Origin of the sequence: Bacillus sp. 3255 (assembly GCF_031456485.1) — a bacterium.
Classification (GTDB): domain Bacteria; phylum Bacillota; class Bacilli; order Paenibacillales; family NBRC-103111; genus Paenibacillus_E.
In genome coordinates, this window is record NZ_JAVDUS010000005.1 from 83050 (window position 1) to 96371 (window position 13322).

The 13322-nt window shown below is 50.6% G+C and carries 15 protein-coding genes; 14 read left to right on the forward strand and 1 reads right to left on the reverse strand.

The window, feature by feature from the left end:
• Window positions 1-29 precede the first annotated feature (29 nt).
• From J2X61_RS09105 to rpoD, 11 genes are all read left to right on the forward strand, one after another.
• Complete coding sequence (locus J2X61_RS09105) at window positions 30-2258, forward strand: HD family phosphohydrolase (protein ID WP_274469383.1); 2229 nt, start codon at window positions 30-32, stop codon at window positions 2256-2258.
• A 24-nt stretch (window positions 2259-2282) separates the two neighbouring features.
• The gene (gene ybeY, locus J2X61_RS09110) at window positions 2283-2813 is read left to right on the forward strand and encodes an rRNA maturation RNase YbeY (RefSeq protein ID WP_274469382.1); all 531 of its coding nucleotides are present in this window, start codon (window positions 2283-2285) and stop codon (window positions 2811-2813) included.
• Window positions 2813-3517, forward strand: coding sequence for a diacylglycerol kinase (locus J2X61_RS09115; RefSeq protein WP_274469381.1), 705 nt, complete (start codon window positions 2813-2815; stop codon window positions 3515-3517). Before ybeY ends, J2X61_RS09115 begins: the two co-directional genes overlap by 1 nt.
• 32 nt (window positions 3518-3549) lie before the next feature.
• Window positions 3550-3969, forward strand: coding sequence for a cytidine deaminase (gene cdd, locus J2X61_RS09120; RefSeq protein WP_274469380.1), 420 nt, complete (start codon window positions 3550-3552; stop codon window positions 3967-3969).
• Window positions 3970-4869: a GTPase Era gene (era, locus tag J2X61_RS09125; RefSeq protein ID WP_274469378.1), complete on the forward strand. Its 900-nt coding sequence runs from the start codon at window positions 3970-3972 to the stop codon at window positions 4867-4869. It begins immediately after the preceding gene.
• 95 nt (window positions 4870-4964) lie between these two features.
• A complete protein-coding gene (locus J2X61_RS09130; protein ID WP_274469377.1) occupies window positions 4965-5117 on the forward strand; it encodes a YqzL family protein in 153 nt (50 codons plus the stop codon).
• Between the two features lie 44 nt (window positions 5118-5161).
• Window positions 5162-5911 (forward strand): DNA repair protein RecO, encoded by a 750-nt coding sequence (recO, locus tag J2X61_RS09135; protein WP_310187484.1) that lies wholly within the window; start codon window positions 5162-5164, stop codon window positions 5909-5911.
• A 122-nt stretch (window positions 5912-6033) separates the two neighbouring features.
• On the forward strand, window positions 6034-6849 hold the full coding sequence (locus J2X61_RS09140; RefSeq protein WP_274469374.1) for a pyruvate, water dikinase regulatory protein: 816 nt from the start codon (window positions 6034-6036) through the stop codon (window positions 6847-6849).
• 95 nt (window positions 6850-6944) lie between these two features.
• On the forward strand, window positions 6945-7409 hold the full coding sequence (locus tag J2X61_RS09145) for a YaiI/YqxD family protein (protein ID WP_274469372.1): 465 nt from the start codon (window positions 6945-6947) through the stop codon (window positions 7407-7409).
• Between the two features lie 50 nt (window positions 7410-7459).
• Entirely contained in the window at window positions 7460-9307 is a 1848-nt protein-coding gene (gene dnaG / locus J2X61_RS09150; RefSeq protein ID WP_274469371.1) for a DNA primase, read from the forward strand.
• 37 nt (window positions 9308-9344) lie between these two features.
• Complete coding sequence (gene rpoD / locus J2X61_RS09155; protein WP_274469370.1) at window positions 9345-10460, forward strand: RNA polymerase sigma factor RpoD; 1116 nt, start codon at window positions 9345-9347, stop codon at window positions 10458-10460.
• Between the two features lie 195 nt (window positions 10461-10655).
• Here rpoD and J2X61_RS09160 read toward each other — a convergent pair whose 3' ends face one another.
• Window positions 10656-10868, reverse strand: coding sequence for a hypothetical protein (locus J2X61_RS09160; RefSeq protein ID WP_310187485.1), 213 nt, complete (start codon window positions 10866-10868; stop codon window positions 10656-10658).
• Window positions 10869-10941: 73 nt separating this feature from the next.
• Between J2X61_RS09160 and J2X61_RS09165 the strand changes: the two genes are divergently transcribed.
• The 3 genes from J2X61_RS09165 to J2X61_RS09175 are packed head-to-tail and all read left to right on the forward strand — an operon-like array spanning window position 10942 to window position 13268.
• Complete coding sequence (locus J2X61_RS09165; RefSeq protein WP_310187486.1) at window positions 10942-11412, forward strand: hypothetical protein; 471 nt, start codon at window positions 10942-10944, stop codon at window positions 11410-11412.
• A 3-nt stretch (window positions 11413-11415) separates the two neighbouring features.
• Window positions 11416-12183 (forward strand): tRNA (adenine(22)-N(1))-methyltransferase, encoded by a 768-nt coding sequence (locus J2X61_RS09170; protein ID WP_274469366.1) that lies wholly within the window; start codon window positions 11416-11418, stop codon window positions 12181-12183.
• On the forward strand, window positions 12159-13268 hold the full coding sequence (locus J2X61_RS09175) for a Nif3-like dinuclear metal center hexameric protein (protein ID WP_310187487.1): 1110 nt from the start codon (window positions 12159-12161) through the stop codon (window positions 13266-13268). Before J2X61_RS09170 ends, J2X61_RS09175 begins: the two co-directional genes overlap by 25 nt.
• Window positions 13269-13322: the final 54 nt, after the last annotated feature.

The window sequence follows — 13322 nt, forward strand, 5'->3', positions numbered from 1 at the left end:
TTGTCAGGTAGAGAGGAATGACCTTCCGTATGAAAAATGAAGTGCAAATGAAAGGTAAATTTCATTACCAGCTCAACGGATGGAAATACAGTACGGGGATTCGGATACTGTTGTTTCTCTTGCTGGCTTTAGTATTCTTTACTTCCCTTTACGCAAAGCTCGTACCACAAGTGTATGACATCGAACTCGGAACGACGAGTGAAACGACGATTTACGCACCCAGGCAAATTGAGAACGCGATTGCAACCGAGCAAGCCAAGGAAGACGCGGCCAAGCGCGTTCAGCCTGTGTATCGTATCGTGAATCTCAAGAACGATACCATTATCGACGCTATTTATGATAAATTATTACAAATCAATGCGGACGAAGAAGTGAAGTTTGACGACAAAGTCAGCATTTTCCGGCGGGTGATACCCGGATTGATCAGCGATATGGAGAATCAGGCGGTCAAATCGCTCAGTGCGAGCGGCCAGTACAATGATACGCTGATCGAACAGATCAAGCAGGGGCTCGCGGAACAATCGTATCCGCTGCCGGAGGAATCGTATTTCAAGCTGCCACGGCTAACGAAGGACGAGCTGGCGGAGATGCGGCCGGTCACGAAGGAGATCGTGGCGAAACTGATGAACGATCAAGTGCTGGATGCTCAGACGGCGCGTGCCAAAGTCGCCGAAATGGTCAACACGTCCAATCTGTCGAAGAATACGATGCGTGAGATGGTGACGGAGATTGCAAGAGCCGTCATTACGCCGAATAAGTTCTTTGATCAGAAGGGGACGGATGATGCCAAGGGACAAGCCAGAGAAAGCGTCAAGCCGGTTTACATCAACAAGAATGATGTACTCGTCAAAGTCGGAGACGTCATAACGGAAGAGATTTACGCCAGGCTGGATAAGCTGGAGCTGCTGAAGAGCAAAGCGAACCACCTGCCGCAGATCGGTTTGGGCATCCTCTCCGCTTTATTGTCTTTCGTTGTGTTCATGTTCGTGCGACAGAGTCTGTTAGCGATCAAATACAACAATTCGCAGCTGGTAATGCTGATCCTTATTTTTATAATCAACATCACTTGTATGAAAATTATTTCGCTTGTCCAGAATTTGGACTATCCGTATATCGGTTATCTCGCACCGACAGCGCTGGGCAGCATTTTGATTGCCATTTTATTGGATGCACCGCTGGCTTTCATTTCATCGGTCTTATTCTCCTTGATGGCAAGTATTATTTTTAATGCAGAGCATACGCAGCTGTTCGATTTCCGTTACGGGATCGTTTCGCTCGTTATTTGCTTTACCGCCGTATTTACGATTCAACGGGCAAGCCAGCGGGCTACGATTCTGAAGGCGGGTCTGATGATCGCGTTTTTCTCGATATTGACGATATCGTCGCTCATGCTGCTGGAAGATCATTTCCAACAGAGAGAAGCGTTGTTCTCGATGGCATTCTCGGCCGTTGGAGGCCTGCTCACCGTTGTGTTCGTCATCGGCCTGCTGCCGTTCTTCGAAGTGGCGTTCGGCATTCTTTCGCCGCTGAAGCTGGTGGAGCTGTCGAATCCGAACCATCCGCTGCTGCGCAAGCTGCTGACCGAAACGCCAGGCACATACCACCACAGCGTTATGGTGGGCAATCTGTCGGAGGCTGCTGCGGAATCGATCGGCGCCGACGGACTTCTCTGCCGCGTCGGCTCGTATTACCACGATATCGGGAAGACGAAGCGGCCGAGCTATTTTATCGAAAATCAGACTAATATCGAGAATCCGCATGACCGCATCGATCCGAATTTGAGCAAATCGATCATCATCGCTCATCCGCGCGATGGCGTCGAGATGCTGAAGGACTACAAGATGCCAAAGGCGATCCGGGATATTGCCGAGCAGCATCACGGCACCACGTTGCTTCATTATTTCTACCACAAAGCCATGAAGCAAGCCGAAGAGGAGGGCAGCGACAAGTCCATTCTGGAAGAGGATTTCCGCTACCCGGGGCCCAAAGCGCAGTCGAAAGAAGCGGCCATCGTCGGGATCGCCGACAGTGTGGAAGCGGCTGTCCGCTCATTGCGCAATCCGACGCTGGAGCAGATCGATTCGATGGTTCACAAAATCATTAAGTCCCGTTTGGACGACGGGCAGTTCAACGAATGCGATCTTACGCTCAAGGAGCTGGATAAGATCGCCAAGACGCTGAATGAGACCTTGCTGGGCATCTTCCATGCAAGGATCGAGTATCCGAATGAGCTAGCTCCGAAGAAATCGGGAGCTTGATGACACAATTAGGAGGCACAGCCTATGGCAAGTGTAGATTTGACGCTGGAGTGGAGCAGCGAGCAGGACGCCAAAGAAATTACACCGGCGCTGATGGATAAGATGGAAGAGCTGCTGCGTTTGGCAGGGGAGCTTGAAGGGATCACGGCCGGCGAAGTCGCCTTGACGTTCGTCGACGACGAAGCGATTCAGGAGCTGAACAAGCAGTACCGCAATTTAGATAAACCGACCGACGTTCTTTCGTTCGCCATGAGTGAATTCGGGGAAGATGAAATTCACATTAATTATGAGGATGAGGGAACAGAGAACGCAAGTGACGACGATGAAACGGCTTCCGAAGGGTTCATTGAACCGCTGGGAGATATTATCATCTCGGTCCCGCGGGCGATTGCCCAGGCCGAGGATTATGGACATTCCGTTGAACGGGAGCTCGGCTTTCTGTTCGTACACGGTTTCCTGCATTTGATCGGCTACGACCACCAAAGCGAGGAAGAAGAGAAGGCAATGTTCGCCAAGCAGGAGGACATTTTGCAAAAGGCAGGTTTGACGCGCTAATGACAGACGGCTTCCGTAAATGGCGCAGGAGCTTCCGGTATGCCTACGAAGGAATCAAATATGCATTAGATACGCAGCGCAATATGAAATTCCATTTTTGCGTTGCTTTTCTTGTTTTGTTGGCTGCACTGCTTGTTCATTTGCCCAAAACGGATATTCTGTTTATTATGTTAGCTGTCACTTTGATGATTGTAACGGAACTGATTAATACGGCTGTAGAGAAAGCGGTGGATCTGGCGATGCCGGATCGGCATCCGCTAGCCAAGATTGCCAAGGACGTCGCAGCGGCGTCCGTCTTGGTGTCCGCAGGCTTCGCGGTCATCGTCGGGATGGTCGTCTTTTATGAGCCGATCGACCAGCTGCTCCGCGAGTCGCGTATTCAGCAGACGAATATGTCGGCGGGATCGATCTGGGTGTTGATCGCCTTGGTCGTGCTCACCGTCATCGTCATCGAGACCCGGTTCTCGGACAAAGGCAAATTAGTCCGGCCCAGCCTGTTGACGGCGGTCGCATTCTCCATCGCAACGGTCATTACCGTCTTCGTGGACCAGACGATCGCCGCACTGCTGGCCTATTCGCTGGCCGTAATTATTTTTATTATGCTGTATGACAAAAAAACACGCCCGTTTCCCGCGCTGTTCCTGGGCGCATTGATCGGCGCGGCGGTAACCGTCCTCGCCTTTTCCTGTTTAAATATGCTGTAGCGTGACAATATACGAAAGGAAGGTTAACGGACATGAATCCACAGGAGCTTATTCAACATGCCAAAGAAGCGATGAAAAGAGCCTATACGCCTTATTCGAACTTTAAAGTAGGTGCGGCGCTTCTTGATGCTGACGGCCATGTCCATTATGGCTGCAATGTGGAGAACGCGGCCTACGGTCCGACGAACTGCGCCGAACGGACGGCGCTGTTCCGCGCCATCGCAGACGGCCGCAAGGCAGGCTCCTTTCAGGCAATCGCGGTAATGGGAGATACGGATGGCCCGATTTCGCCCTGCGGCGTATGCCGTCAGGTGCTGGTCGAGCTCTGTCCGCCCGATATGCCCGTTTACCTGGGCAGTCTCAAGGGCGATTTCGCACAAACGACGGTATCCGCGCTGCTGCCAGGCGCATTCACAACCAAAGATTTGCAATCAAATGGAGGATCAGACTAAGTGGCTAAAAAAGAATTCAAATCAGGCTTTGTCGCCATCATCGGCCGTCCGAACGTAGGAAAGTCGACGCTCATGAACCAAATTATCGGACAGAAGATCGCGATCATGTCAGACAAGCCTCAGACAACCAGAAACAAAATTCACGGCGTTTATACGTCGGCCACCGGACAGATCGTATTTCTGGATACGCCGGGTATTCATAAGCCGACTTCCAAGCTTGGCGATTATATGAGCAAAGTCGCCCACGGGACACTGGGTGAAGTCGACGCCGTGTTGTTTCTCGTAGATGTCGTCGACGGCATCGGCGGCGGAGACCGCTACATTATCGAACAGCTGAAGCATGTGGAGACACCGGTCATCTTGGTATTGAATAAAATTGATCTTGTCAAGCCGGAAGAACTGCTCGCTATCATTACAACCTACAAAGATTTGTATAACTTTGCAGAAATCGTTCCCGTATCCGCGCTCAAAGGGAACAATGTTACGACGCTGCTGGAGCAGATCATCCGCTATTTGCCGGAGGGGCCGCAGTATTACCCGGCCGATCAAATCACCGATCATCCGGAGCAGTTCGTATGCGCGGAGCTTGTCCGCGAGAAAATTTTGCACTTGACCCGTGAGGAAATCCCGCACTCGATCGCTGTCCAAATCGAGGATATGCGCGTGGAATCCAACGGCGTCGTGCATATTTCGGCCGTTATTTTCGTGGAACGCGATTCCCAGAAAGGCATCATCATCGGCAAGCAGGGCAGCCTGCTGAAAGAAATTGGCCGTCAAGCGCGCCATGATATCGAGACGCTGCTCGGTTCCAAGACTTTCTTGGAGCTGTGGGTCAAGGTGAAGAAGGACTGGAGAAACCAGGAACGCGTGCTGAAGGATCTTGGCTTCCGACACGATTAAACGGCGATTGCCTAACAGTACCAATTATTTTTCGCATAGAGAAGCTTTCTCTGCACATCCTATGAACATCACGTTCGATGGGGAGAGTGCTGAACATGAAAGACTTTTCGTGGACGTATTTTTCAAAGACCGGTGATGTAGACGCCTATTTATTGTACAAGCAAGTCACCGGACAACCCGGCATGGATGCGGATGTGCAGGAAGAGGATCAGAGTAACGATGAGCCGTTGGAAGGTCTGGACATGTGACAGAAAGATCGTAAGTTCAGAGCGGCCTACATGGGGGAAATCATTTGCTGCGTAGTGTACAGGGGATCGTACTCCGTAGTATGGACTATGGAGAGGGGAATAAGATCATAAGTCTGTTCACCCCCGAGCTGGGTAAAGTTGGAGTCATGGCTCGGGGTGCGAAGAAAGTGAAGAGTAGACATGCCGCCGTTACGCAGCTTTTTACGTACGGCGATTTTGTTTTTTTCAAACAGAGAGGGCAGATGGGTTCCTTGAATTCGGCGGAAATCATTGAAGCCCATCATTCGCTGCGGGAAGACTTGCATAAGTCCGCACATGCCTCCTACTTGGCGGAGATGACGGACCGAATGCTGGGCGACGAGGAAGGAAGCACCTATCTTTTTGAGCAATTGAAAGCAGGCCTGAAGGCGATCGAAGAGGATAAGGACATGCAAATTGTCGTTCACCTCTACGAAATGAAAATGTTTGAGCTGGCCGGTTATTTGCCGGTCACGGACGGATGCGTATCCTGCGGCGAGACGTCGGGGATCACGCACTTTAGCCCGGGCATGGGGGGGACGCTATGCATCAGGTGCCGGCATAAAGATCCCGCCTCGATTGCCGTGGGCGAAGGTACGCTGAAGCTGCTGAAGCTGTTTCCGCGCATGGATATGCGGCGATTAGGGGCCGTTCAAGTGAAAGAGGAAACGAAGGCACAGCTTCGAACATGCATGAGAACTTATATGGATATACATATTGGAGTCAAATGGAAATCACGGGATTTCATCGAGCAGATGGAAAAATACAATATTTAAACAAGTCTGATTTGACATGTAAATTATGGTTTGATATGATTTGATGGCAATCACCTCGCCTTTGTGCTGTCCGCATATCGGTGAGTTTTTTTTATGCTTTTCGGAAAGGGGCTTTATGGGAGATGGATCATTCGCTACCTACACGCGTTTATGTCGTTTCTGACTCTGTCGGGGAGACAGGGGAGTCTGTCGTGCGCGCCGCCGCCATGCAGTTTCATCCGGTACCGGTCGAGATTGTCAGAGCGCCGTTTATCCATGATACAGAAGGCATTGATAAAGTGATTAATGCAATTCGGATTCATGGGGGCATCGTCGTCTTTACACTGGTTATTCCGAAGCTGCGGGATGATCTGATCGCCAAAGCGACGGAGCACGGTATCCCGCATATCGATTTGCTCGGACCCGTCGTCGGCGCCCTTGGTCAAGCGCTGCATCAAGAGCCGCGGCGGCAGCCGGGCATGATACATCCGCTGGATGAGGACTATTTCAAGAAAGTCGAAGCGGTCGAATTTGCCGTCAAATACGATGACGGGCGGGATTTCAGCGGCATTCAGAAGGCGGATATCGTCTTGCTGGGTGTATCCCGCACATCCAAAACGCCGCTGTCGATGTATCTGGCGCACAAGCGCTTTAAAGTGGCCAATGTGCCGTTAGTACCCGAAATGCAGCCTCCTGCGGCTATTTATACGGTTCCTAAAGAAAAGATTATCGGTCTCAGAATTGATCCGGATAAATTGAATGTCATACGTCAAGAACGGCTCCGCACGCTTGGTCTTGCAGAAAATGCAACCTATGCGAATGTGGAACGTATTAAAATAGAACTGGCTTTTGCTGACAAAATCATGAGCAAAATCGGTTGTGTGATCTTTGATGTCTCAAACCGGGCCGTAGAGGAAACGGCGAGCTTGGTCATGGATCATATCGAACGGGTTCAATAACGTTTTTATGTTATTCCTTGCAGGATTTTTTGCAAGTTCATCGTATATAATAGTACGGTGAGATTTCGTCAAAAAAGGGCGTGGACTGTAACCGTATGCGAGCGAGAACTATTATCGTCGATGCCGACGCTTGTCCCGTGAAACCGGAGATCGAAGAGGCAGGCAAGCAGTTTGACGTGCAAGTGGTGATGGTGGCTTCTTACGATCATCGCATGCAGGAACGACCCGGCGTCAAAGTGATTCAGGTGGACCGTTCCGATCAGTCCGTAGACCTCTATATCGCCAATCAGATTCAAGCAGGCGATATTCTGGTAACGCAGGATTTCGGTCTCGCCGCTTTAGGATTAGCCAAGGGTTCCTATTGTTTGACGAATCGAGGACAGGAATATACGGATAGCTCGATTGATTTTTTGTTGGACCGGCGGCATACATCTGCCAAAATGCGCAGGTCCGGGAAGTATGGTAAGGGCCCGAAGCCTTTCACGGAAGAGGACCGCCAAAAATTTCTACATGGTTTGACAAAACTTTTAAGATATTTGCAGGAAATCGAAAAAAAATAGCGAATAGTACTTAGTCTGAAAAGCAACTTGAATTGTGGGTGGATGGATTCATGAGGTACGGACGCATACCTGAAGAGGTCATTGAGGCTGTACTGAAGCGCCACGACATCGTTGATGTCATTGGCAGGCACGTACATTTAAGTAAGCAAGGGCATTATATGAAGGGGCTATGCCCGTTCCATTCCGAGAAAAGCCCGTCGTTTACCGTTACGCCCGAGAAGCAGATTTATCGTTGTTTCGGTTGTCATGCAGGCGGTAATTTAATTCGTTTCGTCATGGAAATCGAAGGACTGAGTTTCTCGGAAGCCGTTACGAAGCTCGCAGAGGAAGCGGATATTCCGATTACTTGGGAAGAAGCAACCGAAGAGCAGAGCGAACAGCAGCTCGAGAGAGCGGCGCTGCACAAGGCTTATGATTTTACAGCGAAATTGTATCATTATATTCTTGGCAACACCGAGCAAGGCAAAGTGGCCAAAGGCTATCTGGCCTCCAGAGGGATTTCGGATAAACTGATCGATACGTTCCAAATCGGTTACGCCCCCGCCATGTGGGATACGCTGGTGCAGCAGCTCGCCAAACGCGAATTCGATTTGGCTTTAATGGAGAAGGGTGGCTTAATATCGGCCAGGCAAGAAGGCGGCGGTTATGTGGACAAATTCAGAGAACGCATCATGTTCCCGATTTGTGACGCAACCGGCAAAGTGATTGCCTTCGGCGGGAGATCGATGGGCGATGCGCAGCCCAAATATTTGAACAGTCCCGAAACGATGCTGTTTAACAAAAGCAGAACGATGTACAACCTCCATCTCGCCAGACCCAATATGCGGAAGCTTCAACAGGCGGTGCTCTTCGAGGGCTATGTGGATGTCATCAAAGCTTGGGAAGCAGGCATTCATAACGGGGTTGCTACGATGGGAACCGCGCTCACCAAGGAACATGCCGCACTGCTGAACCGAAACGCCGAACAGATCGTCATTTGCTATGACGGAGACAACGCAGGCCAATCGGCTGCTTACAAAAGCATACCGATCCTCGAAGAGACGGGAAGCCGAGTAACCGTCGCCATGCTGCCGGAAGGCAAAGACCCTGACGATTATGTGAAAAATTATGGTTTTGACCGATTCGTACGGGAGATTATCGAACCTGCCGTACCATCGATGAAATATAAGCTTTTGTACATCCGCAGAAATTTTAAGCTGCATGAGGACGGTGACCGACTTCGTTATCTGCAATCTGCTGTAAAGCTGATTAGTGAACTGCACTCTCCTATGGAACGAGAACATTATCTGAAGCAATTGGCATCCGAATTCCCGGATTCCTCGTATGAGGCCATGAAGTTAGACCTTCACGAAATCTTGCTGCAGTCGGAAAAAAACCGAACAGATGGGGATAATAAACCGATTCTGTGGAATAATGTTATGAATAATGGGAGACCAGCGGAACGAACACGGAAGAAAACACCATCGCTGCTGCCGGCTTATCACAACGCGGAACGATTGATTTTAGCGGTAATGATGCATGATCGAGATGTCTGCGCACATGTGGAAGAACAGTTAGGAGATCAATTCAACGTTGAAGCTCACGCAGTCTTAGCTGCTTATTTATATGCTTACTACGCTCAGAATGCTGAGCCGGACGCAAGCCGATACATTGCCATGCTGCAAGACGAACAGCTGGAGAGCTTGGCCAGCTCCATCGTCATGATGGGAGCCGGTCATGGAATGAACGAACAAGTGATTGACGACTATATTCGCCAAATTCGTAAAGTTCCGATGCAAGAAGAAGTAGAACGTAAGAAAGAAGAGCAGGTTCGCGCCGAACGCGCGGGAGACCCTCTTCGGGCAGCACAAATTGCAATTGAAATTATCGCCCTAGAAAAAAGATTGAAGTCAACGTAGCTTTTACTGAACAACTAGGGAGGAGGGAGTCCGTACTATGGCGAATGATCAGCGTACAGAACTAGAGACAGAATTAACCTTGGAGCAAGTGAAAGAGCAGCTAATTGAGCAAGGGAAGAAGCGGTCCTCACTTACTTACAAGGATATTATGGAAAAATTAGCTCCCTTCGATCAGGATCCTGAGCAAATCGATGAGTTTTTCGAGCTGTTATCGGAACAAGGGATTGATGTAGGGAATGAGTCTGATGACGATTCCATGAATCATGATGACAACGATCGTGATGAATTTAACTTCGACGATGATCTGGCTTTGCCGCCGGGGATTAAAATTAACGATCCAGTTCGGATGTATTTGAAAGAAATTGGCCGTGTACCGCTTCTCTCTGCGGAAGACGAAGTCGGATTGGCCAAACGGATTGAGAATGGGGACGAAGAGGCTAAGAGACGTCTGGCTGAAGCGAACCTGAGGCTCGTTGTGAGCATTGCCAAAAGATATGTAGGCCGCGGCATGCTGTTCTTGGACTTGATTCAAGAAGGAAATATGGGTCTTATTAAAGCGGTTGAGAAATTCGACCATACCAAAGGCTACAAATTCAGTACATATGCGACTTGGTGGATTCGCCAGGCTATTACGCGCGCGATCGCGGACCAAGCAAGAACGATTCGTATTCCTGTCCATATGGTTGAGACGATTAATAAATTGATTCGCGTTTCCCGTCAATTGCTCCAAGAGCTTGGGCGCGAACCCACACCGGAAGAGATTGCGAAAGAAATGGATTTAAGCACGGATAAAGTTCGTGAAATTATGAAGATTGCACAAGAGCCTGTATCGCTCGAAACACCGATCGGTGAAGAAGACGATTCGCATTTGGGTGATTTCATCGAAGATCAAGAAGCGCTTGCCCCAGCGGATGCCGCTGCATACGAGCTTCTCAAAGAACAGCTGGAGGACGTATTGGATACGTTGACAGAAAGAGAAGAGAATGTGCTTCGCTTGCGTTTCGGACTGGACGACGGACGTACGCGCACCCTCGAGGAAGTAGGCAAAGTATTCGGCGTTACACGCGAGCGGATCCGTCAGATTGAAGCCAAAGCTTTGCGCAAGCTGAGACATCCTAGCCGCAGTAAACGATTGAAAGACTTCTTGGAATAAAACATAACGCTGTGAGAAGGGCCCTGCCAATTTCGGCGGGGTCTTTATTTATGTACAAAAAGTAATGCTAAAGCAAATGCACACAATCACCGATATAGTAGCTAGGAAGGTGAGCGCTAAGATGGATGCGGAAAAACGAAAAATACTTGTAAAAGAAATCGATCATTGGCGGCGGAGCAAATTGCTTCCCGAGCATTACTGTGACTTTTTGATGAATTTGTATATGGACGAAACAACGCCGAAGCCTGCTTCGATAATGGGCGTATCAGCGTCGTCAATAGCAAACAGTTCTTGGAAAATCTGGTTGGTCATTTTGGCGGTAATCGCCGCTCTGGCCTTATCTGCTCTTAATTTTAACTCTTTTGGAATGCCAATGCAAATTGGAATTTCCTCGCTTTTTGTCATCATTTGTTATGTCTTCGCTTATCGTCAGCATAGCAAATCGCCGGTCGTTTCGTATATGCTGTGCGGAGTATCTGCATTGGCGCTGTTATTGCTTGGCGTCTATATCATGGATATGTATGAAGTGACATCGCCTTATTCGTATATTGGTTATTTGGCGTTCTGTAGTGTAGTATGGTTAATAAACGGTGTGGCAGGGCGAATGGGCATTTTCCAGTTATGCGGCTGGTTGGGGCTGGTCGGTACATATGGCTGGCTGCTCCTGCAGAAGCTGAACAATCCAGGCTGGTTCTCGCTTGAAATCAGCTGGATTCCGGTTAGTATTGTGCTTATATGGATTGCGTGGCTTGCACATCATACGAATAAGCAGGCGGCTGGCGTGCTGCTGCTCGTTGGCATGCTCGTGTGGTTCGCGCCCGAAGCGATGACATTCCTCACAGATGTCGAGATAAGTTCCCGCGTCATTCAATTGTCGTTCACAGGGAAATTGGTTACAGCTGGTGCAGCTTTCTTCATGCTGCGAAAAAAATGGGTAGAGTGGGTTGTATAACACATGGTGAAATTATCGAAAAGATTGCAAATGATTGCCGACCGGGTACCGCCTGGATCCAGATTGGCGGACATCGGGTCAGATCATGCCTTGCTGCCGACTTACTTGGCGCAGCAGGGTGTTATTGCGTTCGCAGTTGCGGGTGAAGTGAACCCGGGGCCCTTCGAGGCGGCGACGCGCCAAGTACTGGAGAGCGGATTGTCAGCCAAGATTAGCGTCAGATCCGGCGATGGCTTGGCGGTGATCGAGCCGGGCGAAGTGAATGTCATCACGATTGCCGGTATGGGCGGCAGCTTGATTGCGAGCATTCTGGAAGCAGGCAAAGAGAAGCTGCAAGGCGTAGAACGTCTTGTTCTGCAGCCGAATGTCGGTGAAGATCACGTTCGCAGGTGGCTGCTCGCCGAGGACTGGCGTCTGGATGCGGAAGCCATTCTGGAAGAGGATGGCAAAATCTATGAGATTTTGACGGCGACCAAAGGCGTTTCTGCTGACAGCGGGACTTCGCAGGAACAATTATATGCGGACCGCACGCTGCCTGGCGGCGTTCATGTCAGCAAAGAACGTTTGCTGCTGATGGGACCTTATCTCATGACGGAAGCCCCTGAAGTGTGGTTTGCCAAATGGGCAAGCGAGCTGAATAAACTGGCTATGATCGAAGGTCAGCTGAAACATTCCGCAGCGGAGGCATCCGCGGCCAAAGCGGAGAATATCGCTCGAGAAATTAGGGAAATAAAGGAGGTACTCGCTTGTTTGCAAAAGGTCAAACCGTAATTCAGCTGTTCGAACAGCTGGCGCCTAAGCATTATGCGATGCCTGATGATAAAATCGGCTTGCAGCTCGGTTCTTTGCAGAAGGAGATTACGAAGGTTCTCGTCGCTCTGGACGTTACCGATGACGTGGTGGAAGAAGCGATTCGCCTGGGGGCCAATCTTATTATTGCGCATCATGCGATCATTTTCAGACCGTTAGCCCATCTCCAAACCGATACGCCTGCCGGCCGCTTATACGAGAAATTAATCAAGCACGATATCGCCGTCTATATCGCCCATACCAATCTGGATGTGGCGGAAGGCGGGATTAACGATATGATGGCGGAGTTGCTCGGTTTGACGGAGCTTACGCATCTGGAGGACGTGCATACGGAGAAGCTGCAAAAGCTCGTCGTCTTCGTCCCCGAGACGCATCATCAGGCTGTGCTGGATGCCCTATTCACCGCCGGAGCGGGGTGGATCGGGCAGTACAGCCACTGCTCCTTCAACATCCCCGGAACGGGGACGTTCCTGCCGCAGGAAGGAACGCACCCGTATATCGGGGAAGCGGGCAAGCTCGAACGCGTACAGGAAGTACGCGTGGAGACGATCGTAACCGCCAGCGTGCAGCGCAAGGCGGTTCAGGCCATGCTGAAGGCCCACCCGTATGAGGAGGTGGCCTACGACCTCTACCCGATGGATCTCAAGGGTAGAGTGTTCGGCCTCGGGCGCGCCGGCAAGCTGCCCGCGCCTATGACGCTCCGCGAGCTGACGGAGCTCGCGAAGCGTGCGTTCGACGTGCCCGCCGTGCGCGTCGTCGGCGATTTGGCACGGCCCATCCGGAAGGTGGCCGTGCTAGGAGGCTCCGGCGGCCGCTATATGCGGCACGCCATGTTCGCCGGCGCCGATGTGCTCGTCACCGGCGACATCGACTACCACACCGCGCATGATGCGCTCGCGGCGGGGCTGACGTTGATCGACGTCGGTCACAACGTCGAGAAGATTATTAAGCGCGGCGTGGCGGACTATCTGGCCGCGCAATTAGCCAAAACGGATACGCAGGTGCTGGCGTCCGAAGTGAATACGGAGCCGTTTCAGTTCCTGTAGAACATGAGGCTCTATGAGCATTATCGGAGATTTCCAAGCAAGGAAACGATCAGC

What these genes read in the sequence shown, in the direction of transcription:
- rpoD (WP_274469370.1), top strand. Translation starts at nt 9,345, where the DNA reads ATGGCGAATGATCAGCGTACAGAACTAGAGACAGAATTAACCTTGGAG.
- J2X61_RS09145 (WP_274469372.1), top strand. Translation starts at nt 6,945, where the DNA reads ATGCGAGCGAGAACTATTATCGTCGATGCCGACGCTTGTCCCGTGAAA.
- J2X61_RS09170 (WP_274469366.1), top strand. Translation starts at nt 11,416, where the DNA reads ATGGTGAAATTATCGAAAAGATTGCAAATGATTGCCGACCGGGTACCG.
- J2X61_RS09160 (WP_310187485.1), bottom strand. Translation starts at nt 10,868, where the DNA reads ATGATGACAAAAAGCGAGGAAATTCCAATTTGCATTGGCATTCCAAAA.
- J2X61_RS09130 (WP_274469377.1), top strand. Translation starts at nt 4,965, where the DNA reads ATGAAAGACTTTTCGTGGACGTATTTTTCAAAGACCGGTGATGTAGAC.
- J2X61_RS09105 (WP_274469383.1), top strand. Translation starts at nt 30, where the DNA reads ATGAAAAATGAAGTGCAAATGAAAGGTAAATTTCATTACCAGCTCAAC.
- dnaG (WP_274469371.1), top strand. Translation starts at nt 7,460, where the DNA reads ATGAGGTACGGACGCATACCTGAAGAGGTCATTGAGGCTGTACTGAAG.
- cdd (WP_274469380.1), top strand. Translation starts at nt 3,550, where the DNA reads ATGAATCCACAGGAGCTTATTCAACATGCCAAAGAAGCGATGAAAAGA.
- J2X61_RS09140 (WP_274469374.1), top strand. Translation starts at nt 6,034, where the DNA reads ATGGATCATTCGCTACCTACACGCGTTTATGTCGTTTCTGACTCTGTC.
- ybeY (WP_274469382.1), top strand. Translation starts at nt 2,283, where the DNA reads ATGGCAAGTGTAGATTTGACGCTGGAGTGGAGCAGCGAGCAGGACGCC.
- J2X61_RS09115 (WP_274469381.1), top strand. Translation starts at nt 2,813, where the DNA reads ATGACAGACGGCTTCCGTAAATGGCGCAGGAGCTTCCGGTATGCCTAC.